The organism is Streptomyces sp. NPDC005393 (assembly GCF_040606675.1).
Taxonomy (GTDB): Bacteria; Actinomycetota; Actinomycetes; order Streptomycetales; family Streptomycetaceae; genus Streptomyces.
In genome coordinates, this window is sequence record NZ_JBEXFG010000011.1 from 116,303 (window position 1) to 140,763 (window position 24,461).

A 24,461-nucleotide genomic window follows, 5' to 3' on the forward strand; every position below is an offset into this window, starting at 1 on the left:
CGATGCAGCCGACCCGTACAGGGGCCTCCGTCCCACCGACACCGGTTCGCACCCGTCCATGGCCCGAGTGGCCGATACCCGACGCGAGCGGACGCGCCCGGCTTGCCGACGTGTTCGACGGCGGCGAGTGGAACGGCGTCACCGCCCCCGCGGTCCTGGACTTCGAAGCGGCGTTCGGCCGCTATCTGAACGCCCGGCACGCCACCACCTGCGTCAACGGCACGGTGAGCCTGGAGATCGCCTTGTCCGCACTGGGCGTCGGATCCGGCGACGAGGTGGTCGTCCCGCCGTACACCTTCCTCGCCACCGCCACGGCCGTGCTCGGGGTCAACGCCCTGCCGGTTTTCGCCGACATCGATCCCGAGACGTACTGCCTCGACCCCGAGGCGCTCGAAGCGGCCATCGGTCCGCGGACCGCCGCGGTGATCTGCGTGCACCTCGGTGGCCACCCCGCCGACCTGGACCGGCTCACCGAGATCTGCGAACGGCACGGCGTCGCCCTCATCGAGGACGCCGCCCACGCGCACGGGGCACGGTGGCGTGATCGGCCGGTGGGGACGTTCGGGCAGTACGGATCGTGGTCGTTCCAGGGGTCGAAGAACCTCACCGCCGGTGAGGGCGGCGCGCTGACCACCGACGACGACGCGCTCGCCGTCGCGGCCCGGGAGATCCGCAATTGCGGGCGGGCCGAGGGCGGCCCCTGGTACGAGCACTACCGATTCGGCGGGAACTGGCGGCTCACGGCCTTCCAAGCGGCGCTGCTCTCGGCCGGCCTGGAACAGCTGCCGGGCCAGGTGGAACGGCGCGAGGAGTGCGCCGCCCGCCTGGACGCGGAGTTGGCGCGCATCGAGGGCATCCGCCCGCTGCGCCGCGACCCCCGCGCCACGACGCACGCGCACCACCTCTACCTCTTCCGCTACGAGCCGGAGGCGTTCGGCGGACTGCCTCTGGACGCGTTCACCGCGGCGCTGCGACACGAGGGGATCCCCGCGATGCCCGGCTATCCGCGACCGCTCAACCGGCAGCCGCTCTTCGCGGAGCGGCGGTTCGACCAGCGCGCCACGGGATGGCGCCCGGAGTATCCGCCGACCCGGTTCGACCGGCTCGACCTCCCCGTGTCCGAGCGGGCGTGCCGCGAGACGGTGTGGCTGCCGCACCACGTACTACTCGCGCCGCCGGAGGAGATGAGCGACGTCGTGGAGGCTGTGGACGTGGTGCGGAGGAGGCGGCTGGCGTCGTGACGTCCGGGCCCGGCGTCGAGTTGATCGACGCGAACGCGATGCTCGGCCGGCTGCCGACCACCGACGTGGGTGGGGGCAGCACGGCGGAGCTGACCAAGACGATGGACCGCATGGGCATCCGCGAAGCCGTGGTGACCCACACCGCGGCGTGGCGGCACGACGCGCCCACCGGCAACCGGATGCTGCTGCGGGAGACCGCGGATCAGCCGCGGCTGCTGCCGTGCTGGGTGGTGCTGCCGGACACCTGCGGGGAGACGGGCCCGCCGGAGCGGTTCCTCGCCGATGCGGAGCGGGGCGGTGTGGTGGCCGTCCGGGCGTACCCGGCCGACCACGGTTACCACCTCGGTGGTCGCTCGGCCGCCGGGCTGCTCGAGGCCCTGGCCGCGGCCCGACTGCCGCTGTTCGTGGACGCGGAGCAGCTGACCTGGACGGAGGTGGAGCAGACCGCGACCGCTCACCCCGACCTGCCGATCGTGGTCTGCCGCACCGGCTATCGGGCGCTGCGGGAACTCGCCGGCGTGCTCGCGCGAACCGTCAACGTTCACGTCGACCTCTCCGGACTGTCCAGCCACCTGGGGCTGGATTGGCTTGCCGAGCGGTTCGGCCCCGAACGGCTGATCTTCGGTACGGGACTGCCGGTCCGGGATCCCGCCGACGCGGTGACCGGGCTGCTGTGGTCGGAGCTGGACGACGTCCAAGTGGCGGCGGTGGGCGGGGGCAACCTGCGTCGGCTGCTGCGGCGTCAGGAGGCTGTATGACGCGCCCACCCCACCGCGCGAGCGGTGCGCCCGGGAACACATCCGGATCGGCGGCCTGCGACCCGGCCGCCGATGTCTTCGCGCGCCGCCCGATCACCGGGATCGACGTCGTCGACGCCCATGCCCACCTCGGCCCGTACAGCCGGTTCTTCACCCCCGACCCCGGCGCCGAGGCGATGATCCGGGTGATGGACCGCTGCGGAGTACGCCAGGCCATCCTGTCCGCCACCCTCGCCATCGAGCTGGACGCCCGCGCCGGAAACGACGAGACCGCCACCGCGATCGCCCGCCATCCGGACCGACTGGCCGGCTACCTCACCGTCAACCCCTTCCAGGACCCCGAGGAGGAGATCACCCGGTTCGCGGACCATCCCGGCATGGTGGGCGTCAAGCTCCATCCGGACCTGCACGAGTACCCGATCACCGGACCCCGGTACGCGCCCGTGTGGGAACTGGCCGAACGCACGGGACGGCCGGTGCTCACCCACACCTGGACCGGCTCGGCCTTCGACGATCCCGGCATGGTGGCGGAGGTGGCCGAACGGCACCCGACGGCGCGCATCCTGCTCGGTCACTGCGGCGCCCTGCCCCACGGCTACGCACGCGTCATCGAACTGGCCGGACGCCACCCGAACCTGTATCCGGAGATCTGCGGCTCGTACTTCACCGGGCCCTGGCTGACCCGCATGGTCGCCGAACTGGGCGCCCACCGAGTCGTCTACGGCTCGGACTTCCCCTTCATCGATCTGCGCCACTCCATAGGGCGGGTGATCTTCGCCGACCTCGACCCGCTGGAGCGGGCCGCGGTCCTCGGCGGCACCATCCGCTCCCTGCTGACCCCCACCGCTTCACAACCCAACGAGGTGCCCCTGTGAGACTCGCCAGCATCCGCGTCCCCGGCGGACTGCGGCCTGGAATCGGCGTGGCCGCCGCCGACGGCTGGTCGGTGGTCCGTGTCGACCTGCTGGATCCGGCAGCTCCCGAAACCGTCCTCGACCTCCTCTCGCTGCCGGGCGAAGAGCAGCGCCGCTACGCCCGGCTGGCTGCCGAGGCCGCCGGCCGATCCGGGCACCCGGCGGTCACGGCCTTGGAGGAGACCCCGCTCGGTCCGCCCGTCCAGCCGTCGCCGAAGGTGATCTGCCTCGCCCTCAACTACCGGGCCCATGCCGCGGAAGGCGGCTTCGTGGCCCCGAAGCGACCGGTGATCTTCTTCAAAGGGCCGAACAGCCTCACCGGGCACGGCGCGGACATCGCTGTGCCGCCGATCACCCGCCGCATCGACCACGAGGGCGAGCTCGCCGTGGTCATCGGCCGCCGCTGCAAGGGCCTCACCGACGAGAACTGGCAGGAGGCGGTGGCCGGATACGCGGTGATGAACGATCTCACCGCGCGGGACCTGCAGTTGGCCGACATCGAGGCGCGGCACCCCTGGGACTTCTCCAAGAGCATCGACGGCTACGGTCCGATCGGCCCGTGGCTGGTGACGCCGGACGAGGTGCCCGACCCGCAGGTGCTGGACCTGGAACTCCGAGTCGACGGTGAACTGCGGCAAAAGTCCACCACCGGCCGGATGATCTTCGGCGTACGCGAGCTGCTCACCTACATCTCGTCCGCCGTGACGTTGGAACCCGGCGACGTCATCGCCACCGGCACCCCCGACGGCATCGGCCCGGTACCGGACGGGTCGACGGTCGAGGTACGTGTGGGAGACCTCGGCGTTCTGCGCAACCGCGTCGTCTTCGACCACGCGTCCCCGCGCGGGCCGGCTGCGGGCCCTCCCGGCGAGCCGGCCCGCACGACCACCCCCGATCAGGAAGGAGGCGAGCCGGCGTGAGCGACCGTCTGGCACGCGATGGCGGAACCCCCGTACGGAGCACGCCGTTCCCCACCGCCATGGATCCGCAGGGCCGGACGCTCGGTCCCGCGGAGGCAGAGGCTCTGGCGCGGGTTATCGACTCCGCGCGTCTGTCGTCCAACGGAGGCACCGAAGTCCCCGCGCTGGAGCAGGAGTTCGGCACCATGTACGGCGTGCCGCACGCCGTGGCCTGCACATCGGGCACCGCGGCCCTGCACCTGGCGGTCGGAGCGGTCGATCCCGCGCCCGGGGACGAGATCATCACCACACCGGTCACCGACTTCGGCACGATCATCCCGATCCTGGCGCAGAACGCGGTACCGGTCTTCGCCGACGTCGACCCGCTCACCGGCATCGTCGACCCGGCGAGCGTGGAGGCGTGCGTCTCCGAACGCACCCGGGCGATCATCGCCGTGCATCTGATGGGGGCGCCCGCACCGGTCGACGACCTGGCCGCGATCGCCCGCCGGCACGGCCTGATCCTGATCGAGGACTGCGCCCAGGCGTACCTCACGGAGCTGCCCGACGGTAGCTACGCCGGCACCCGCGGGCACATCGGGTGCTTCAGCCTGCAGCAGTACAAGCACGTCACCTGCGGAGACGGGGGGCTCGCGATCACCGGCGACGACCACCTCGCTGAGCAGATGCGACTGTTCGCCGACAAGGGCTGGCCACGACACACCGGCGAGCGGACCCACCTGTCCTTCGGCATGAACTACCGGATGACCGAGTTGCAGGCCGCTGTGGCCCGGGTGCAGCTGACGAAGCTGGCCGGTGTCGTGGCCCGCCGCAGGGCCGCGGCCGCCCGGCTGGTGGCGGGACTGCGGGAACTGGAGGGGCTGCACCTGCCGAACGAGCTCGACCGGCATGCGGTATGGCTCTTTCCGCTGGTGCTCGACCCCGAAGTGGCCGGTGGCACCAACGCCGAGTACGCCAAGGCGCTGGAGGCCGAGGGGATTCCGGTCTCCGCCGGTTACCTGAGCCACCCCGTGTACCGCTACCCGGTGCTGTCCCACAAGCGCCTCTACGGCGGCGCCGGCTTCCCCTTCACGTGCCCGCCCGCGCGCCGCGACTGGGAATACGGTGAGGGCCTGTGCCCGAACGCCGAGGAGCTGATCAACCGAACCTGGCTGATCGTGCACTGGAACGAGGCCTACTCCGACTCCGATGTGGACGACATAGCCACCGCGTTCCACAGGGTGCACCGGGCCTTGCGCAGCACGCGGCCGGCGGTGTGAACCGGCGGTGAGGCGTGATGGATCTTCCGGCCGGTACCGCGTCCGTCCCGGCGGCGGTACCGGCCGGAAGGTCGAGAGATGGCAGGAGCCCCGCGGCCGGGCCCACCGGAGGAGGGGGCCGATGGGCGATAATGACGTGCTGAAGAGGGCCTGGAGCGGAATAGGGACGGTCACCGCCCCTGTCCTGTCCGGGCGGCCGTCGGCCATGCCATTGCGCAAGCTGATCCGACTCAAGAGTGGGAGCTCACGGTGAGCGACGCCTACGAAGGGGCGATGCCGTACCGGCCTGTCGTCGGCGTGGTCGGGCCGACCGACCTGGTCGAGCAGATCATGCACCTCGGTGCCGACCTGTCCGGGGACGGGCTCGAGTGGCGCCTCGTCGGCGTCGCATACGAGGACGAGACCGAGGTGGCCCGGGAGCTGGCCCGGGTGGAACCGGATCTCGACGTCTGCCTGTTCGCCGGTCCGCTGCCGTACGACCTGGCACGCAAGGCGAGCGAGATCGACGTGCCCGCCACCTTCATACCACTCTCCGGTTCCGCCCTGTACGGCGCCCTGCTGCGGGCGGCTCTGGAGGACCGCCACGACATCCGCCGACTCAGCGTCGACTCGATCCCGCGCCGGGAGATCGAGGACGCCTACACCGACATCGGACTGCCGATCGACGACGTTCATGTGCTGGAGTACCAGAGCCCGGACTCGCCGGCCGAGTTCGTCGCGTTCCACGAGGAGCTGTACCGGCGCGGCACGACGACCGTGGCGCTGACCAGCGTGCGTTCAGTCGCCCACCGGTTGTCGGCATCCGGTGTCCCGGTACTGCGGACGATGCCGACCACGGAGACGATCCGGACCGCGCTGCGCACAGCGGCCCTGCTCGGCATCGGCAACCGGCTGGAAGACTCACAGATCGCGATCGGCATTGTCGAGGTACCGGCCGTGGCCGGCGGACCGCTGAGGACGGCTGGCGACCTCGGATACCAGGAACTGCGGCTCGCCTTGCACCGGTTGCTGCTCGACGAAGCGCGTGCCATGGGCGCAACGGTGCTCCCCCGTGACGATCACAGTTACCACGTCGTCGCGACCTTCGGATCGGTGGTGGCGGCAACTCGGGACTTCAGTGTCCTGCCCTTCGTCGAGACGGCACGCAGGGAGCTGGGGCTGGATGTGGAGCTCGGCATCGGCCTGGGCATGACCGCTCGTGACGCCGAGGCGAACGCTCGGACCGCCATGTCCCGGGCGCGGGGCGAGGACGGTCAACAGAGCTACGTCGTGGGGCACGACGGCCACGTCCTGCAGCTGTCGGGGCGTTCCCGCACCCGCCGTGCCACGTACGACGACACCCGTATCAAAGCCTTGGACACCATGGCACGGCTGGTCGACGCGCTCCGCGACACCGATGGTGCCACGGAAGCCGGTCCCGTCGTAGTGGACGCCACCATCGTGGCCGAACTGCTCGCCGTCACACCACGGACGGCCCGCCGCCTGCTGCTGTCGCTGGTGGAGTTGGGGCTCGCCTGGCAGATGCCACCGCTGCGTACACCCGGGCCCGGTAGACCGCGCCAGACTTACCGTCTGCTCCTAGAACGGTTCGAGGAGACGGACACCGCCCGAGCCTGAGCCGCGGAAACCAGCTTCCCCCATCCCATGACCGTTCAACATCACCGCCGGCGGCCCCGGCAGGGGCCTGCGCCCGCTGCGCGACCCGGACGCCGCCAAGGACAGCGGCGACGACGCATAGATCCAGGTAGGGAGGCTGCGCCGGGGGCACTGCCCTCGGCGCACCCCGCGAGAACGCACGAGCCATGGCGCCTCAACCGTCGGAGGCGAAGCGGTCCAGCCAACATTCGAGGTGTTGGGGTCAGGCTGCTTACCGGGTGCGTGCCTGGCCCCAGCGTCGCTGGCACTCGGACCCAGCTCTCGGCTTCAGCCTGAACACATCCACTTGACTGGTGCGCGAGCATCGGCGTAGCCGAGCATCCGCGGCTTGCCGGCACCGAGGATGTGGAGCGCATCGGCCAGCTCCTTAGCGCGCTGGGTGTCCTCTGCCCAGGTCGCCGTGACGACTGCGGTTCGAGCTCCTGCGGCCGCGTGGCGGGCGAGCACGCCGCCCGCCGATGGCCACCTATTACCGGGAGGCACGGTGTGACTCCGCCTTCCAGTTGACCCGACTGGCCAACTGGAACGCTGAGTTCAACCCCGCTTGGTGGCAGCGCCTGAGCGCTACCGAGGTCGCGACAGTGACCGTCGTGGCAGGAGTATGGGGCCGGCAGCGTTCACTGCCGGCCCCACGATTCGAGACTCTTGCCGTATTACTTCAGGTAGGGACCGGCGGTTCCGATCTTGCCGGTGCCGCCCAGGACGTAGACCCGCAGGTTGCCCTTGCCGGGCGCGGCGACGGTGAGCTTGCCGTCGGTGACGACCTGGGTGTCGCCGGTGACGGCGTCGGTGTAGGTGCCGTTGGGGATGCCGGTGTAGGTCGCGCTGTGGGTGACGGTGACGAGCGCGAAGCTGTCGGTGGTGCCGCTGGTGTAGCGCCGTTTGAAGGCCATCTCGCCGGTGATGCCCTCGGTGGAGTACTGGCCCATCTGCAGGGCGGGGATCGCCCGCCGGATCTCGTTGAGCCGCTGCACGTGCTTGACCAGCGGCTTCTCCAGTGTGGTGGCGACGGCGCCGGTGGCGGAGTCGACCTTGGAGAAGTCGGAGGCTTTCACGTCACCGGCGACGTGGTCGCCGTAATAGGCGCGGCCGGTCGTGGCGAGCGGGCAGGTGGGCCCGCAGTCGATCTTCTTGCCGGCCTGGAACTCGATCTCCGACCCGTAGTAGAGGGTGGGGATGCCGCGGAACGTCCACATCAGGGACATGTTCTCGGCCCAGGCGTCGGTGCCTCCGGAGTAGCGCTCGCTGCTCTTGTTGGGGCCGTAGTCGTGGCTGTCGACATAGACGACGTTGTAGGTGGCGTCGTTGTAGCTGTCGTCGGAGTCCTTGCCGTTGTTGAAGGCGTTCTCGGCGTTGCCGAAGTTCATGTGCATGCGCATGTCGATGACGTTCATCCCGGAGAACTTGCTGTGGTCCGGGGCGTGGTACGTGTTGCCGTTGAGGAACGCGTTCGTCGACGTGGGCTGGCTCGCCGGGCCGGCCTGCTGCTCGTAGTTGTACATCTCGAGCGCGGCCTTCTCGTCGTCGGCGCTGTACTCCTTGCGTTCCTTCCAGGTGAAGAACTGTGCGGAGTGGTTGACCGAGCCGCGGTTCCACTTGTCGTTGACGAAGGCGGCGACCTCGCCGAAGACGAAGAAGTTCTTCGCGGCCTCAGCGCCGTGCTGCTGGGTGACGCGCTCGTAGATGGCGGGCAGGAAGCGGCGGTTCCAGGTGGTGCGCGGGATGTGCACGGCGGTGTCGACGCGGAAGCCGTCGACGCCCATGTCGATGTACTTGTTGTAGGCGCCGATCAGGTAGTTCTGCACCTGGGCGTTCTCCGTGTTGAAGTCGGCGAGGTCGTCGTGCAGCCAGCAGGAGCGGGAGTCCTCACCTTCCCAGTTGCCGATCCAGCAGTTGTGGTAGAGCGCCTTGGGGAACATGCCGGAGGTCGGGTTCGGCCACTGGCAGTTGTAGATGCGGTAGCCCTCGGGCGAGGTCCACTGGGTGGGCTTGCCCCAGTCGACGCAGGTGTTGCCGGGGGGTTCGGCGGTGGACCACAGGTCGCCGTTGTAGTACGACTTGCCGGTCTTGGGGTCGATGGTCAGGCCGTCGTACTCGAAGCCGGGCTGCTTCTCGTCGTAGTACCAGGCCCAGTCCTTGTCACGCACGCCGTAGACGGTGGGGACGAACAGGCCCTTGGCGCCCCAGCGGGAGGAGTGGTTGTAGACGACGTCCTGGTAGATCTTCATGCCCTTGGCGTGGGCGGCGTTGATGAGGTCCTGGTAGGAGGCGCCGGCGGACTCCAGGCGGGGGTCGACCTTGTAGAAGTCCCAGCCGTGGTAGCCGTGGTAGTCGTAGTCCGAGCGGTTGAGGACAACGGGGTGATCCACACAGCGGAGAAGCCGAGGCCCTTGATGTAGTCGAGCTTGTTGACCAGGCCCTTGAAGTCGCCGCGGAACATGGGGTCGTTGTTGGCGGCGTTGCCCGACTTCTCGTGCTGGTTGCCGCCGCGGTTGTTGGAGCTGTCGCCGTCGTTGAACCGGGCGGTGAGGACGAAGTAGATCGGGTCCTTGCGCGGGTCGGTGCCCAGCGGCTTGCCGGGCGCGGGCGTCGGGGGCTTCTCCCCGGTCGTCGCCGTCGCGGCGGCAGAGGCCGCGGAGACGTTGCCGGCCGCGTCCGCGGCCTTGACGGTGTACGTATAGGTGGTCCTCTCCTCCAGGTTCGCGTCGGAGAAGACGGTCGAGCCGGCGTCGGTCACGACGGTGCCCTTGGTGCCGCCGGTGCGGGTCACCTGGTACTTGGTGACGCCCTTGTCGTCGGTGGACGGCTCCCAGGTCAGCACGATGGACACGCCGTCGGCCTTCGCGGTGACCTTGGTCGGGACGGTCGGCGCCTTCGTGTCGGGCACCTCGCCGGCACACGGGTCACTGGCGTCCTTGGTGACGGTGTTGTTCTTGACGGTGGTGACACCGGTGGGCAGGGCGTAGTCGGCGCCCTTGTTGTTGTCCCAGACGCCGTTGCCGTTGTTGAACGCGGCCTTCATCGAGGTGGCCGTGCCGAGATCGATTTCCTTCTTCCACCAGCCGGTGCACGCCGCCTGCATGCCGACGCCGGGCACGGCGGTCCAGGAGCCGCCCGTGGGCTGGTAGTGGATGTTGGCGGTGGTCCAGCCGAGGGTCTGGGTGGAGTAGTAGACGGTGGCCTTGTTGCCGTCACCCGGCGTGGGTGTGGGCGTCGGGTCCGGGTCGCCGCCACCCGCGCAGGGGTCGGAGTGGGCGACGACACCGTCCTTGACGGTGACGTTGCCCGTGCCGAGGTCGTAGTTCTTGCCGGAGTTGTTGTCCCATGTGCCTGAGCCGTTGTTGAAGGTGACCTGCAGGCCCTCCGCGGCGCCGAGGGTGACGGTCTTCTTCACCCAGTCGGTGCAGGCGGTCTCCATCTTCACGCCCGGGACCGTGGTCCAGGAGCCGCCGTCGGGCGCGTAGCGCAGGCTGTACTGAGCCCAGCTCTTCGTCTTCCTGTAGTAGAAGACGGTCACCGTGTTGTCGGCCGCGGCGGCAGGGGCGGTCGTGGGTGAGGGGTCGCCGGGTAGGACGGACACCAGGCCCAGGATGCCGCTGGCAGCCACCGCGGCGGCTAAGGGCCGTCTGAGCAGCCGTGTGCGGGTGCGTTTCATGCATCTCTCCAGAGAAGGCCGCGGCGTGGCCGCGGCGGCCGGCACTCCGGGCGCCCGAGGGGTGCGCCCCATCCGGTCGCCTCCCTTGACGCGCCTCAGGGCTCCAGTACGAGTCCCCGTACTGGAAGAACGAGCGGAAGCTTGCAGAAACTCCTTACGACAGCTGGAAGTTACCCGTACCTGACGGAGCCGTAAAGAGGTCGGGCTAGGGCTGAGGTCAGGTACGCCCGATCGTCCTCCTGGCGCACTGCTGCGCACCGGGATGCGGATGTTCATTGCGGGTAGATGACGGTGCAAGCAGACAGGCGCCCGGCAGGTCCCCACCGCGAACGGTTCCCGGCGCTGCAAATTGTTTCGCAACTTCTTGCATGCAGGCGGCCGTGGTTGAGGCGCGCAACCCGGCTCGATCCGCTTCCCCTTGGCCAGTCAAGGAGCCGTTGACACATGAAACCCCTGTTGAGACATCGCCTGCGCGGGCATCGCTCGGTGCCCGCTCTGGGCCTGGCAGCCGCCTTGCTGGCGACTGCCGTGCCCGCCACCGCGGCGACGCCTGAGGCCGCGACGGAGTCTGCACCACTCGCCGCCCAGACGGCACGACCGTCTTCCACTACACCGGGACCCGTAACTGGTCCCAGTACAACCTGCACTGGGCACCCACCGGGAGAACGTGGACGACCGTACCCGGCACCCGCATGGAAACCGCCTGCACCAACTGGGTGAAGAAGACCATCGACCTCGGCTCGGCGACCGTCCTGCAAGCCACGTTCAACAACGGCTCGGGCACCTGGGACAACAACGGCGGCCGCAACTACCAACTGCCGGCCGGCAACGTAGCCGTCCGCGACGGGCAGGTCGTCCAGGGCGACCCGCGCGGCCCCGGAACCGACCCCGACCCGGGCGACAAGCAGGCAAAGGTCTTCTACGCCACCGGCTCCTTGAGCGCGGCGAACATCCACTACCGCCCCGACAGCGGCTCGTGAACCACGGTCCCCGGTGTGGGCATGACGTGCCGTCGTAGTTCGCCCACGCAAAACGCTCGGCTGGGAAACCCCAGCCGAGCGCCTGCACAAACTCCTCGCTGCCTGATCAACCGTCCACGTGTTGCAACGATCCCCAGAAACCGCCGTGAACGGGCGTGTGCTGCCTACGCCTCGGCGCGCTTCAGCGCATGGTCGAGTACCACCAGCAGTGCGTCGAGCACCGAGCCCCGTTCGCGGGCGTCAAAGACGAACAGCGGGACGTGGTCGCTGACGTCCAGCGCCCAGCGCACCTCATCGAGCCCGTGGGCGACCTCGCCGTCGAAGGCATTGATCGCCACCGCGAACGGGATGTCCTTGTGCTCGAAGTAGTCGACCGCGGCGAAGCAGTCGTCGAGGCGGCGGGTGTCGACGATCACCAACCCGCCCAACGCGCCATCCACCAGGTAGTCCCACATAAAGCCGAAACGTTCCTGGCCAGGCGTCCCGAACAGGTACAGCTTCAGTGTCGGGTCGAGGGTGATGCAGCCGAAGTCCATGGCGACCGTGGTGGTGGTCTTATGGGGGGTGTGGCTGAGGTCGTCCACGCCCGCCGCCACCTCAGTCATCGACGCCTCGGTGGTGAGCGGTTCGATCTCCGAGATCGACGCCACCGTCGTGGTCTTGCCGACGCCGAACCCACCCGCGATCACCATCTTCACGGGAAGGGGCGGCTGGTCGGTCTCGCCCGGGACGCACGGTGGGTCAGTCCCGTTGGCTGTCAAGGTGTATCCCTTCGGATTCGGCGACGGCACGAAGACCATCGATCACCTTTCGCAGAACGGAGGCGTCACGGAAGGCATCGGCACTGGGCACGTACACGGCGAGGAGCGCGTCGGCGCGCAGGTCGGCCGCGAGCACACGGACGACGTTCAGATGCAGGCGCAGCTTCGCGGCGACCTCAGCCAGCGACTGCGGCTGCCGGCACGCGGCGACGATGTCGCGGTGTTCGAAGGCCAGGGTGTCGAGGGTGGACAGGCCCAACGAGGTAGCCACGACCTGGGTCTCGATGGGGAGCGGCGCTTCTGCGTCGCTGCCCGCCACCCTCCCCGCGGTCAGCAGGAACGGCCGGATCGCCGAGGGGCGGCCGGCGGATCCCGAACCGCCGGAGCCCGGGTGGTGCTGACCACCCTCGGACGCCATTCCAGTTCTTTCCTTTCTCCATGTTGTGCCGGACCGATCACCCGGTGGTTGCGGAACCGACGCTGTTCTTGAGCTCGAGGACCAGCTCGGGGCTGAGGGCCGCGCCCACGCGGTTGGCGAACAGGGTCATCTCGTAGGCGACGCTCCCCAGCTTCGCCTCGTTCGAGGTGACCACGCCGAGCACGGATCCGCTGCCGATCGCGGAGACGAGGAGATGGCCTCCTTCCAGATCTATGATCACCTTGTTGAGTGCGCCGAGGCCGTAGTTGCCCGAGGCGCCGACGGCCAGGCTCGTGATCCCCGAGACGATCGCCGCAAGGCGCTCGGAGTCCGCGTGGTCGCGCAGCCGCGAGACGGCTATCAGCAGACCGTCGGAGGAGACGGCAATGGCATCCACCACGCCTGCGGTCTCCGTCGCGAATCGGTTGAGCAGCCAAGTGAAGTCCTCTGCGGCGGCACGCAGGTCAACGGGCTCCACTGGGTTGGATTCAGTCCCACCTGTCGACGTGGTCACTGCCCCACTCCTTCCGGTCCCTCCGGGGGTTCTGGTGTTGCCGGCGTCTGAGTCGGTTGTTGTCCCGGCTGTGCGCTCTCGCGCTCGGCCCGTTCCACCGCCTCCTCGAACTCTTCGATGGAGGAGCGGACCGCCTCGGCGTCGAGGGGCTGCCGCGACGTCGGAGTCGGTTGGCGTGCCGCCGAGGCGTTCGTGAGCGTCGCTCCGCGCACGCGGCGCCGCAGCGGCGGCGTGGCCGGTGCCGGGGTGCGCGCCTCGCCATCCGGGTGCTCCCGGGCCTCGGCGGTGGCCCTTTCGGCGGTGTTCCCGGACCCGGTTTCGGGGGCCGGTCCGGCCGCGTGCGCGGTCCGCGGGATGCGTCGCGGAAGCGGTGCGGGACCCTTCCCGGTGCTGTCCTGCGGTGCGGTGCCTGCGGGGGCCCACCGCGATGGCCGGGGATGCTGCGGCGGAACGGCGGATGTCTCGGCAGGCCCGGTGAGCGCTGGGGACTTGGCGGGTCCCGCGGGCCCGCTCCGGGTGGAGAGGGCCGACGAGGGGGAGTCGTCGTCGCCCGCGAACGTCGCGGGGGCGCGGCTGGGCGGCACGAGCAGCGTCGAGGAGATGAAGACCCTGCTGGTGACCCCGCCGCCCAGGGTCGGGGTCAACGTGGCCCCGATGCCCCAGCGCCGGGCGATCCGGCCGACCACGAAGAGCCCGAGGACCTTGGTGGGGGCAAGGTCGAGCCGCTCGCGGCGCACCAGCCGCTCGTTCTCCTCCTTCAGGCGCTCCGCGCTCAAGCCGAGGCCATGGTCGACGACCTCGACCACCGCCCCCTCGGCCTGGGAGCGCACCCGCACCTCGACACGGCTCTCGGCAGGGGAGAACGCCACCGCGTTCTCCATGAGCTCGGCGAGCATCAGGGTCAGATCGCCGACGATGTCGGGGGCGACGGTGACCTCGTCCAACACGCGCAGGTGGATCCGCTGGTACTCCTCGATCTCGCCGAGCGCGGCCCGTACGACGTTGGTCAGCGCCGTCGGCCGGGCCTCAAGTGCGGTCTCCGCCACCCCCGCGAGCAGCATCAGACTGTCGGCATTGCGCTGCAGGCGTACCGCCAGGTGGTCGATCTGGTAGAGCTGGTCGAGCAGCGCCGGGTCGGTCTCCTCACGCTCGACCGCATCGATCAGCGCCAGCTGGCGGGCGGTCAGGTTGTCGACGCGCCGCCCGACGTTGCCGAACATCTCCGCCACGTTGCGCCTGCTGAGCACCTGGCGCTGCAACAGGGCCGCGGCTGTCTCCTGCACCTCGTTGAACGCCTCCGCCAGCGTGCCGATCTCGTCGCGTACCGGCACCGGGACCGCCTTCAGCCTGAGCCGGGTGTCGTCCTCGGCCTCGTCGTCCGCCACCCGCGCGAGCTCCTGCCCCGTCGCCCTGGCCACCTGCTGGGCCGCGGCGGTCAGCATCCGCACGGGCCGTACGACGGAGCGCCGGACCAGGAGGGAGAGCAGCAGCCAGAAAGCGAAGATCAGCACCACGCCGGCGAGCAGCCACCCCACTCGCCACCAGGCCTCGGAGGAGGCCCGGTCGCTGTCGTCCGCGATCTGGTGGATAAGTGACCGGGTGACCTCCAGCCGGGTGGACGCCTGCTTCTCGTACGTCGGATACGCCGCGATGGCCTTGTCAACGGCCGCCCGCACCTCGTCGAGGTTCTCGGCCTCCAGGGAGGAGGGATTGAACTGGAGGGACGCGAACTCCGACCGGATGGCGTTCTGGTGCGCGTTGCGCTCGATCCGGGTCAGCTGGCTGCTCTGCGCCGCCGAGGCGATCCGGGTGAAGCGCTGGGCGTGGTGGTTGTAGAGCTGGAGACTGCCCACCGCTCCGGTGAATTCCGTAAACGCGCTGGAGTCGCCGGTCTGGGCGGAGAAGACGCCCGTCTCGAACGTGGCGTGCGCGGCGTCCGCGCGCAGCAGGGTGTCGAGCACGTTCTCGGGCGACGACACCACACCGCCCGCAGATCCGCCGAGGCCGAGCCCGTCGATGAGGTTGGAGACCACGGGGCCGTAGGCCGGATCGATGCTCTCGGCCGGGAGGTAGGCGCCTTCGACTGTCTTGCGCAGCCCGGTCAGCCCGGCGACGCCCTGCAGCGCCCTGCCCTCCGCCGCGGGAAGGCGGGATCCGAACGCGGAGCGGACCTCGGCGACCTGGCGGTCGACGGCGCGCTGGGCCCGGCGGTAGTCCCGGGGCGACGGCGCGGGCCCACCGGGCTCGGCGGCCTGGTAGTGCACCGAGAGCAGAATCGCCTGCTGATGCTCCCTCTGCAGGTCGTCGACGAGGGAGGCGACCTGTTCGCTGTTGCGGACGAGGGCCGCGGTGCGCGCCGCTGACTGGGCCTGTGCGACCTGGCCCGCGACGACGTAGACGAGGATGGCGGCGACGACCGCAACGGGGATGATCACCAGCACATTGAGCTTGCGCTGGAACGGCCAGCGGTCGAGGAGAACATCGGCCCTTCGCCGAACCCGGGCTCCCCGACGTGCCTGTTCCGCTGCTTCCACCTTGTGCGGGGACACCGAGCCTCCGGAACGATTTCGTACGGGCAAGCTGCTCTGTTGCCCCTGCTTCATCTGTACCGCTTGTCCGAACAGGCGGAGACTACAGCTTTTTGGCCCGTGCGGTTCAAGCGTCGTGCATAGAGAACTGTGACGATCGGCATGCCGGTCGGTCCCGGGCCGTGCCTCCGAGGAGCCCGGCGTTCGAGCGGCGGACTGTGCCCTGCTGGGCGGCGCCCCTGCCCGGCTTCGGCCTCAGCCGCCGACGGAGAAGTCGCGGAACCGGTAGTCGGACAAGGGGTGGCTGGGGGTCGGGACCAGTCCGCTGACCCCGGCCGCGTACGCGTCGACCTGGTTCTTGAAGCCCCAGACGATGTAGCCGCCGCGCTCGTGCTCGATCTTCTGGGCCGCCTTGAGCAGTTCGTTGCGCTTGCCCTCGTCGAACTGGCCGCGGGCCTGGTTGATGAGGGAGACGAACTCCGGGTCGTTCCAGTGCGTCTCGTTGTACGGGGCGCCCTTCATCGAACCCTGTTCCACCTGAGCCAGGTAGTTCCGCGTGAACCAGTAGTCCATGGCGAACGGCCACCTCAAGTACTTGTCACCGTAGAAGGTCCCGGAGTCCGTCTTACGGACCCGCACCGTCACCCCGGCGCCCCTGGCCTGCTGGGCGAAGAGCTGCGCGGTCTCGACCGCGCCGATGCCGATGCCGTTGGAGGTGACCAGCTCCACGTTGAGCCCCTCGTACCCGGCGGCCTTCAGCAGGAATTTGGCCTTGTCGAGGTCCTGGACGCGCTGCGGCAGATCGTGGTTGTACGCCGGGTCGAAGGGTGAGTACAGGTCGTTGCCGATGCGTCCCTGTCCTCTGAGTACCTGGCGGACCATCTGAGGCCGGTCGACGATCAGCCGCATCGCCTGGCGGACCCGGTCGTCCTCGAAGGGACCGGCATTCACGCGCATGGTCAGCGGGGTCCAGGCACCGGGCTCCGAGATCAGCACCTTGCAGCCCTGGGCTTCGACCAGCTTGATCTGCTCGAGCGGCAGGTTGTCCATGGCGTCGATCTCGTGCCTGAGCAGCGCGTTGACCCTGGCCGTGTCGTCGGGGAAATCGATGATGTGCAGTTGGTCGACGTAGGCCGGGCGGCGCCAGTAGTCGTCGAACCTGGTGAAGACGCTTTGGTCCCCGGGGGTGAAGGACTTGTACACAAACGGGCCGGTGCCGACGGGTTTCCTGAGGTCGAAGTCGGCCGGGACGATAGCCATGACAGTCTGCGCGAGCAGGTCCTCCAGCAGGGCATACGGAGCCTTCAGCGGGATCCGCACGGTCAGGGAGTCGAGCCTCTTGAGGTCCGCGACGTCGACCACGGAGAGGCTGGTCGCCCCGGCGGTGGGCACCTTGGGGTCCGCGATCCTGCGCAGGGAGGCGATGACGTCGTCGGCGTCCAGGGTCTTGCCGTTGTGGAACTCCACCCCGGAACGCAGCCTCAGCGTCCAGATCGTGCCGTCCTTGGACGGCTCCATCGACTCCGCAAGCAGGGGCTTGACACGGTATCTCTCGTCATGCACGAACAGCCGCTCGAACAGATTCACCGCCCGCGCGTGATCGGGCCAGATGACGGGGTTGTGAGGGTCGAGGGTGTCCTTGGCGCTGCCGCCGGTACAGCCGATGCGCAGGAGACCGCCCTTGTTCACGGGCTTGGCTCCCGAGGAGTCGCCGCCGGACCCGGAGCACCCCGAGAGCAGGCCCGCGGCTGCCGCGGCCAGCAGGCCGCCACCACCGCGCAGGACGGTTCTTCTCCTGATCGTGTCGGTGGGGCGGTTTGCGTGCTCGGTCATGGGCAGGTCTCGCATTCACATCGGGGCCGCTCTCTTGGCGCGCTGACCGCTCGGCTGACGCGCAGCACCGAGACATCTACAACGCGGCAAAGGACAGTCGGCCGGGCTTCCCGCACACCACAGCCGACCACCACGCCAGCGCGGTCATCACCCCATTACGCTGGTCATGGAGATTAGAACATACACATATCGAACACCCATCGAACATCGGGAAAAGGTACGAGGACCCGGGCCGGGTCTGCCGAACGGGGTGGATCGGCTCATGGCCGGGGATCCTGAGCAGTTCACCGCGGGCGCCACGCCGGTCACCGACGCGGACGCGGCCGAGGCCGACACGCCCGGCCCCGACTCTGCCCGGGCCTTCATCAAGGACTTGATGTGACTGCTCCGGGCCCGGACCGTTGATGCGGGCATGGGGCGGCGCGATGTGACGGACCCGAAGTGGAGCGGCTTCGGGCGTTTCTGCCAGTGAGCAATGGCCGTTGTGGTCGGTGGCGGATCACCGACAGGTGATCGAAGGGATCCCGCATCGGGTGCCGACGGGGGCAGTGGCGCCACCTGCCCGAGAGATACGGGCCGTGGAAGACGGCGTATGAGCACCATCGGCTGTGGTCGGCCGACGGCACCGGGGAACGTCTGCTGCGGCAGGTCCAGGCCGCGGACGACGCCGCAGCCGAGATCGACTGGGACATCGCAGCGGACTCCACCAGCGTGCGTGCACCGCAGCGGCACACGGGCTCGCCGGTCCGCCGGGGTTGTGACAATCACCTCCCATTGTTACGTGCGGAATGTGAAATGAAACAGTCATGAGGTGAGATACTAGCTGGCCGCGCTGAGCGCGCCAGCTGATCCGAATTCATCCTGGGGGTCGAATGTCCAGCTCTAGAAAGGGTTCCCGCCAGGCTTCAGGCGTCGGCGTCCAGCCGAACGTGCAACGCCGGGAGCGGATCCGGGAACAGGTACTGGCTACGGGCTTCGCCCGGATCGAGAATCTTGCCGAAGAGTTCTCGGTGAGTGTGATGACCATCCATCGGGACCTCGACGTCCTGGCAGAGCAGGGCTGGCTCCGCAAGATCCGCGGAGGTGCCACCGCGCATCCGTCGGCGCTGCTGGACACCAGCGCCCGGTCCCGGCTGTCGGCGATGGTGGCCGAGAAGCAGCAGATCGCCCGGGCGGCCCTCGGTCATGTCTCCCGTGGCCAGACCGTCATCATCGACGACAGCACGACCGCCTTGCAGCTGGCGCAGCTGCTCCCCGCACAGGGCCCGATGACGGTGATCTCGAACTACCTGGCGGTGGTGAACGCGCTGGCCGGCGAGGCGGGTATCGAACTGATCGCGCTCGGCGGTGCCTATTACCCGGCCTACGACGCCTTCTTGGGCCTCCAGACCAGGGAGGCCATCCGCCCGCTGCGGGCGGATGTGCTGTTCATGTCGACCACGGCGATCAGCGATGGTTCGTGCTTCCACAAGTCGCAGGACACCATCATGATCAAGCGGGCGCTCATGGAGGCCGCCGAGAGACGCGTCCTGTTGCTGGACCACACCAAGTTGGGCAAGCGCGCCCTGCGCCAACTGGCACCGCTGACGGCGTTCGACATCGTGATCGTCGATGCGGCCATTGGCCCTGAGGATCTGGCGGAGCTGCGGGGCTGGGGGGTCCCGGTCGAGGTCGCGCCGCCGACGCCCTGACAGTTTCCCGGCGGGACCGCACCCTCGGGGACCTCGGGGACCTCGGGGCCCCCCACCGCGGCGTTCGGCCGTCACCCGCCGAGCGGTGGTCTCCACACGCCGGTCGCCCGCCCAGGGGAGATGCCTCACCCGACGCCGGTCGCGGAGCGGGCCTCCGGCCGCACGCTGCCGCTCCACCACCCCCGCTGCGCCAGCTCGGCGACGAACCTCCCGTAGCGGTCCTCCAAGGCCGCTTGCTCGGCGGCGCAGGGCTCGATGACCGGGCCGGTGCGAACCATCGCCGCCGTGGCCTCCGGCAGGCCGCGGTGGGCGCTGCCGACGGAGGCGAGCATCGCCGCGCCGAAGGCGCTCTCCGCCTGGGCCACGGGCTCGATCGGCCGACCCAGCACCGTGGCCCGGATGCGCAGCCATGCCTCACTGCGGTTGCCCCCGCCCGCGGTGAACACCCGGTTGACCGGAGCGCCGAGGCCCCCAAGGCAGTCGTAGGCGAGCCGCTCGACGAAGGCCACGCCCTCCAGCGCCGCCCGGTAGGCGTCGACCTCCCCGTCGGGCATCCCCGTGGTGAACCCCCGCGCCTCGGGCACGGCGAAGGGGAACCGCTCTCCCGTACGGGCCAGGGGGTAGCACACGACGCTCGCCGGACCGCGTGCCTGCGCGGCGGCGTCCAGCACCGGACGGCGCGCGGCCGGCCACGTTGCCAGCGCTTCGCCGCCGGTGTTGGAGGCGCCCCCCGGCATCCAGTGGCCGTCCGGCAGCCGATGGCTGTAGACGGGGCCGCCGGGGTCGCGGATCAGCGTCCGCGAAATGCCCTTGACGACCAGTGTGGTTCCGAGCACCGAGACGAAAGACCCGGGGAGGGTGCCACCGCCGGCCAGCTGCCCGGTGCAGCCGTCGGTCATGCCGAGCCGGATCTCGCATCCCCGCGGCAGCCCGGTCCGGGCCGCCGCGGACGCTCCGATCGCCCCGACCGGCGTAGTCGGTGGCAGGACCGTCGGCAGCAGGCCGAGATCCGCGCCCAAGGCGTCGAATGCCTCCAGCGCCCACTCACCGGCCAGCACGTCGTAGCCACTGCGCAGCGCATGGCTCCAGTCCAGTGCGGTGGGTGCCCCCACCAGCCGCCAGGCGAGCAGGTCGGCGGTGTGGCACACCCGGAAGACCTCCTGCCCGCGGTGTTCGGAGAGCAGCCGGGCGATCCGGCCGGGACCGAAGGTGGGACCGACCCGGACCCCGAGCCTGGCCCAGCGGTCGCGGCCGGCGAATGCCGCGGTCGCGGCCTCGCTCCGCGCGCGGGCGTCGTCGTACATCACCGCGGGCCCCAGCGGCCGTCCGCGCCGGTCGACGGCGACCACGGTGCCGGAGGTGGAGGTGATGGCGAGTGCCCGGATGTGTTTGCGGCGGGGCCCGAGGGAAGTGGTGACCCGCATCAGCGCCGTGACGGTCGCCGGCCACCAGGACCGCGCGTCCTGTTCGGCGGCACCCGGCTGCGGGCGCACGGGTGACGGCAGTTCGGCGACGGCCCGGGCGTGGACGGTACCGTCCGGCCCGCAGCACAGGGCCCGTACCTGCCCGGTGGAGACGTCCACACCGACGAACAGCGGATCGGCCGACCCGGACCTCATGACCCGTACCTCCTGACCCGTACTTCCTGATGCGCGGTCCTCACCCGTACCTCCAGACGCGGACCTTACGGCACTGCCGCCCGCCGTTTGCCGGAGCGCTGCAGGGCGTCCAGCACGCCGGGGAGTTCGGTGAGGGAGGAGACGGCCGCGTCGGCCTCCCGGAGCTGCTCGGCCGTGGGTGCCGACGGTGCCTCGCCCCGCAGGACCCACACCGTTCGCACGCCCACGGCCCGTGCCGCCCGCACGTCGTTGTCCAGACGGTTGCCGACGTGTGCGGCCCGCTGCGCCGGCACCCCCGCTTCCGCCAAGGCGTGCCGGAAGATGGCCGGGTCGGGCTTCTCCGCCCCCACCACCCCGGAGAGGGCCCAGACATCCACGTAGGCCGCGACTCCGTCCCGGTGCAGGGCCTCGGAGACCCGTGGGTGCTGGTTGGCGACCAGGGCGATCCGGTACCTGCCCGCCAGCGCCCGAAGCGTGGGCAAAACGTCCGGATAGAGCGCGTCCGGTGGATGGTGCCAGTACCGGGACGCCAGGGCGGAGAGCCGCTCACGGTCGGCCCCGGGGACGAACCTCTGCGCCAGCCGGGTGCGCAGGGAGCCGCGCTGCTCCCGGCGGTGCTGCTCGCACACCCGGTGGAAGGCTGCTTCCTCGACCTCTCCGCCCAGCTCCCGCACGGCGCGCAGCAGGGCTCGGGCGTAGCAGGCGTCGTCGTAGACGGGTCCGCCGACGTCGAGCATGACGAGTTCGATCGGCTCCGGCGCCCCCGGCTCGCTGCCCGCTCCGGCCCCTGTCGTCATGATGCCCGCGCGCGGCGCTGGGCCTGCGGCGACAACCTCGCGATCCATCCCGCCCCCTCTCGTGTCACATTCAGGTTGAGAATCTAACGTTAAATCTTGCCGTCCTAGCGCAGGCAACGTTAAATTTCCTGAGCTTGGTGACATTGGTCGTCGGTGAGCGTCCCATCTGTCGGGCCGCCGTCCAAGGAGGGAGAGCGCTGTGCCCTGTACCGTCCTGTTCCAGCCGGTGAGTGCCGCGCCGACACCGCTCCTGTCTCCTCGGGCCGGCACCGCGGGCCCGGAGAGTCACAGGATCGCGGGCGGGGGCCGGCGATGACGGCGATGCTCGCGGTGGATCTGGGCGCGGAAACCGGGCGCGCCACTGTCGGCCACTTCGACGGGGAGCGGCTGCGCCTCGAGGATGTGGCGCGCTTCCCCAATGTGCCCGTCCGTATCCACGGAAGGATGCACTGGAACGTCCTGTCGCTGTTCGGGAAGGTGCGGCGCAGTCTCGCCGAGGCGCGGGCCCGGACCGGCGGGCGGATCCACTCGGTCGGGGTGGACACCTGGGGCATCGACTTCGGCTTGGTGGACCGGGCCGGGCGGCTGCTGTCCGGTCCCGTGCACTACCGCGACCCCCGCACCGAGGGGGCCACCGTTTCCGCTGCCGCGATCGCCGACGCCTTCGAGGTGTACCAGCGCACCGGGACGCGAACGATGTCCATCAACACCCTCTACCAGCTCTACGCGATGGCCATGGCCGAGGACCCGGCCCTGCAAGCCGCCGACCGGCTGCTGTTCGTCCCCGACCTGTTCCACTTCTGGCTGTCGGGCGAGGCGGCCAGTGAGTACACCGTCGCCACGACAAGCGAGTGCTTCGACATACGCGGCGGACTATGGGACAAGGACCTGGTGGAGCGGTTCGGGGTGCCCAGCCGCCTGCTGCGGGAGACGGTCGCGCCCGGTACCGACCTGGGGCCGCTGACCGCGGAGATCGCCGAGGAGACCGGGCTCTCCGGGACTCGTGTGGTCGTACCCGCGTCCCACGACACGGCCAGCGCCGTGGTCGCGGTCCCCCTCCCAAGCGCCCCCGACGGCTCGGCCTTCGTAAGCTGCGGCACCTGGGCCGTGGTCGGTGTGGAGCTCGGCGCCCCGATCGTGGACGACCGGACTTTCGCCGCGGGACTGTCCAACGAGGGTGGCCCCTTCGGCACGGTGCGGCTGCTGCGCAACGTGATGGGGCTCTGGTTGCTGCAGGAGTGCCTGCGCTCCTGGGTACGGCAGGGCGCCGACTGGTCCTACCAGGAACTGGTCACCATGGCTGCCACCGCCCGCCCGCACCGCTGCTTCATCGACACCGACGCCACCGAGTTCCTCCGGCCCGACGAGCACATGCCCGCCCGGGTCCGCGGCTTCTGCACACGCACCGGGCAGCCCGCTCCCAACAGCCCGGCCGAGGTGGTCTGCTGCGTCCTGGAGAGCCTGGCCATGCGGTTCCGGGCCACCCTGGACGACATCGAGGGCATCACCGGGTGTCCCATCGGCACCGTTCACATCGTCGGCGGCGGGGTGCGCAACGCCCTGCTGTGCCAGTGGACCGCGAATGCCACCGGACGCCGTGTGCTGGCCGGACCGGTGGAGGCCGCCAGCATGGGCAACCTGCTGGTCCAGGCACAGGCACTCGGCTGGATCGACTCCCTGGACCAGGCACGGGAGCTCTCCCGGGCCTCCACGGCCCTCACCTCCTACGAACCCCGGGACCCGAAGGAGTGGCAGGACGCCTACGAGCGGTACTCGGCGGTCCTGGCCACCTGACACACCCCCACCCCCTCGGGCCGCAGCCGTACCGGAGGCGGCCCGGAAACCCCCACCCGAAACCGCTCGGCGCGAGCGGACCGAAAGGAACACCCCGATGGTGCACATGCGTAAGTGGATCGCTGCCGCCGGTGTTGCGGCCACCCTGGCCGTGACCGCCTGCGGTTGCAGTACGACGCCGAACGGCGGCTCCGGCGCGGGCAACGCCGGCAAGAAGGTCCGGGTGGCTTTCGTGCCGAAGCTCGTGGGCATTCCGTACTTCACCGCCATGCAGAAGGGCGGTCAGCAAGCGGCCAAGGACCTCGGGGTGGACTTCACCTACCAGGGGCCCTCGACTGCGGACTCGGCCTCGCAGATCCAGACCATCGACGGTCTGATCTCTCAGCACGTCGATGCCATCGCCGTCGCCCCCGACGACCCGGCCGCCATCGCCCCCGTGCTTCAGCGGGCCAAGGCCGCCGGCATCAAGGTTTTCACCTCCGACACGGACGCCCCCGGCAGCGTTCGCCAGGCGTTCGTCCAGCAGGCCACCGACGAGGCCATCGGCAAGGCCCTGGTGGACTCCCTGGCCTCGCAGATGGGCGGCAAGGGCAAGTGGGGGATCGTCTCCTGCGGACCCACCGCGAAGAACCTCAACTCGTGGATAGCCGAGCAGAAGTCCTACACCCGCAGCAAGTACCCGGACATGCAGCTGGTGGGCGTCAAGTACGCCGGCGAGGACCAGGACAAGGCCGCCAGCATCGCCAAGGACCTGATGAGCGCCAACCCGGACCTGAAGGGCCTGGTCGGCGAGTGCACCACCTCCGCCCCCGGTGTCGCCCAGGCCATCACCGACGCCGGCAAGATAGGCAAGGTCTTCTCCACCGGCGTCGCCACGCCGAGCGCGATGAAGAACCACATCAAGAGCGGTGCCATGGCCAAGGTCGTGCTGTGGAACCCAAGCGACCTGGGCTACCTCACAGTCTGGGCGGGCAAGCAGCTCGTTGAGGGCAAGACCCTGGACGCCTCCACTGTCGGGAAGATCAAGGGCGTCAGCTACAACGGGGCGGACAAGACGCTCCTGCTGGGCGAGCCGCTGGTCTTCGACAAGGGCAACGTGGCCCAGTACGCCGGGAAGTTCTGA

General features: G+C 69.8%; 17 protein-coding genes and 3 pseudogenes. 11 read left to right on the forward strand and 9 right to left on the reverse strand.

Going from position 1 to position 24,461, the window contains the following annotated elements:
* Nucleotides 1-2: 2 nt before the first annotated feature.
* The 6 genes from ABZS71_RS12940 to ABZS71_RS12965 all read left to right on the forward strand — a co-directional run bounded on the left by ABZS71_RS12940 (nt 3) and on the right by ABZS71_RS12965 (nt 6,709).
* On the forward strand, nt 3-1,241 hold the full coding sequence (locus ABZS71_RS12940) for a DegT/DnrJ/EryC1/StrS family aminotransferase (RefSeq protein ID WP_356209461.1): 1,239 nt from the start codon (nt 3-5) through the stop codon (nt 1,239-1,241).
* Complete coding sequence (locus ABZS71_RS12945) at nt 1,238-1,999, forward strand: amidohydrolase family protein (RefSeq protein ID WP_356209464.1); 762 nt, start codon at nt 1,238-1,240, stop codon at nt 1,997-1,999. Before ABZS71_RS12940 ends, ABZS71_RS12945 begins: the two co-directional genes overlap by 4 nt.
* Complete coding sequence (locus ABZS71_RS12950) at nt 1,996-2,874, forward strand: amidohydrolase family protein (protein WP_356209467.1); 879 nt, start codon at nt 1,996-1,998, stop codon at nt 2,872-2,874. Before ABZS71_RS12945 ends, ABZS71_RS12950 begins: the two co-directional genes overlap by 4 nt.
* Nucleotides 2,871-3,833 (forward strand): fumarylacetoacetate hydrolase family protein, encoded by a 963-nt coding sequence (locus tag ABZS71_RS12955; protein WP_356209470.1) that lies wholly within the window; start codon nt 2,871-2,873, stop codon nt 3,831-3,833. Before ABZS71_RS12950 ends, ABZS71_RS12955 begins: the two co-directional genes overlap by 4 nt.
* Nucleotides 3,830-5,092: a DegT/DnrJ/EryC1/StrS family aminotransferase gene (locus tag ABZS71_RS12960; protein ID WP_356209473.1), complete on the forward strand. Its 1,263-nt coding sequence runs from the start codon at nt 3,830-3,832 to the stop codon at nt 5,090-5,092. The genes ABZS71_RS12955 and ABZS71_RS12960 overlap by 4 nt, the downstream gene beginning before the upstream one ends.
* A 249-nt stretch (nt 5,093-5,341) precedes the next feature.
* Nucleotides 5,342-6,709, forward strand: coding sequence for a hypothetical protein (locus ABZS71_RS12965; protein WP_356209477.1), 1,368 nt, complete (start codon nt 5,342-5,344; stop codon nt 6,707-6,709).
* 336 nt (nt 6,710-7,045) lie between these two features.
* Here ABZS71_RS12965 and ABZS71_RS12970 read toward each other — a convergent pair.
* Nucleotides 7,046-7,231, reverse strand: a pseudogene (locus ABZS71_RS12970) (hypothetical protein); the annotation flags it as partial.
* Nucleotides 7,232-7,401: 170 nt separating this feature from the next.
* Nucleotides 7,402-10,403 (reverse strand): annotated as a pseudogene (locus ABZS71_RS12975) (carbohydrate binding domain-containing protein).
* A gap of 641 nt (nt 10,404-11,044) precedes the next feature.
* Between ABZS71_RS12975 and ABZS71_RS12980 the strand changes: the two are divergent.
* Nucleotides 11,045-11,383 (forward strand): carbohydrate binding domain-containing protein, encoded by a 339-nt coding sequence (locus tag ABZS71_RS12980; protein ID WP_356209555.1) that lies wholly within the window; start codon nt 11,045-11,047, stop codon nt 11,381-11,383.
* Nucleotides 11,384-11,547: 164 nt separating this feature from the next.
* Here ABZS71_RS12980 and ABZS71_RS12985 read toward each other — a convergent pair whose 3' ends face one another.
* From ABZS71_RS12985 to ABZS71_RS13005, 5 genes are all read right to left on the reverse strand, one after another.
* Nucleotides 11,548-12,075, reverse strand: a complete 528-nt coding sequence (locus ABZS71_RS12985; RefSeq protein ID WP_356209558.1) for an ATP/GTP-binding protein — start codon at nt 12,073-12,075, stop codon at nt 11,548-11,550.
* 49 nt (nt 12,076-12,124) lie between these two features.
* Complete coding sequence (locus ABZS71_RS12990; RefSeq protein WP_355944105.1) at nt 12,125-12,562, reverse strand: DUF742 domain-containing protein; 438 nt, start codon at nt 12,560-12,562, stop codon at nt 12,125-12,127.
* A gap of 37 nt (nt 12,563-12,599) precedes the next feature.
* Nucleotides 12,600-13,076 (reverse strand): roadblock/LC7 domain-containing protein, encoded by a 477-nt coding sequence (locus ABZS71_RS12995; protein ID WP_356209480.1) that lies wholly within the window; start codon nt 13,074-13,076, stop codon nt 12,600-12,602.
* Complete coding sequence (locus tag ABZS71_RS13000; RefSeq protein WP_356209483.1) at nt 13,073-15,625, reverse strand: ATP-binding protein; 2,553 nt, start codon at nt 15,623-15,625, stop codon at nt 13,073-13,075. Before ABZS71_RS13000 ends, ABZS71_RS12995 begins: the two co-directional genes overlap by 4 nt.
* 234 nt (nt 15,626-15,859) lie before the next feature.
* A complete protein-coding gene (locus ABZS71_RS13005; protein ID WP_356209486.1) occupies nt 15,860-17,437 on the reverse strand; it encodes an ABC transporter substrate-binding protein in 1,578 nt (525 codons plus the stop codon).
* A gap of 491 nt (nt 17,438-17,928) precedes the next feature.
* Here ABZS71_RS13005 and ABZS71_RS13010 point away from each other — a divergent pair.
* Nucleotides 17,929-18,163: pseudogene (locus ABZS71_RS13010) on the forward strand (transposase); the annotation flags it as partial.
* Between the two features lie 146 nt (nt 18,164-18,309).
* The gene (locus ABZS71_RS13015; protein WP_356209489.1) at nt 18,310-19,128 is read left to right on the forward strand and encodes a DeoR/GlpR family DNA-binding transcription regulator; all 819 of its coding nucleotides are present in this window, start codon (nt 18,310-18,312) and stop codon (nt 19,126-19,128) included.
* 125 nt (nt 19,129-19,253) lie between these two features.
* Here the strand turns inward: ABZS71_RS13015 and ABZS71_RS13020 are convergent, their stop codons facing one another.
* A complete protein-coding gene (locus ABZS71_RS13020; RefSeq protein WP_356209492.1) occupies nt 19,254-20,747 on the reverse strand; it encodes an FGGY-family carbohydrate kinase in 1,494 nt (497 codons plus the stop codon).
* Between the two features lie 65 nt (nt 20,748-20,812).
* Entirely contained in the window at nt 20,813-21,592 is a 780-nt protein-coding gene (locus ABZS71_RS13025) for an HAD family hydrolase (RefSeq protein WP_356209495.1), read from the reverse strand.
* Between the two features lie 264 nt (nt 21,593-21,856).
* Here ABZS71_RS13025 and ABZS71_RS13030 point away from each other — a divergent pair, with 264 nt between their 5' ends.
* Both ABZS71_RS13030 and ABZS71_RS13035 read left to right on the forward strand, forming a co-directional pair.
* Nucleotides 21,857-23,338, forward strand: a complete 1,482-nt coding sequence (locus tag ABZS71_RS13030; RefSeq protein ID WP_355852746.1) for a rhamnulokinase family protein — start codon at nt 21,857-21,859, stop codon at nt 23,336-23,338.
* 97 nt (nt 23,339-23,435) lie between these two features.
* Nucleotides 23,436-24,461, forward strand: coding sequence for an autoinducer 2 ABC transporter substrate-binding protein (locus tag ABZS71_RS13035; protein WP_355852743.1), 1,026 nt, complete (start codon nt 23,436-23,438; stop codon nt 24,459-24,461).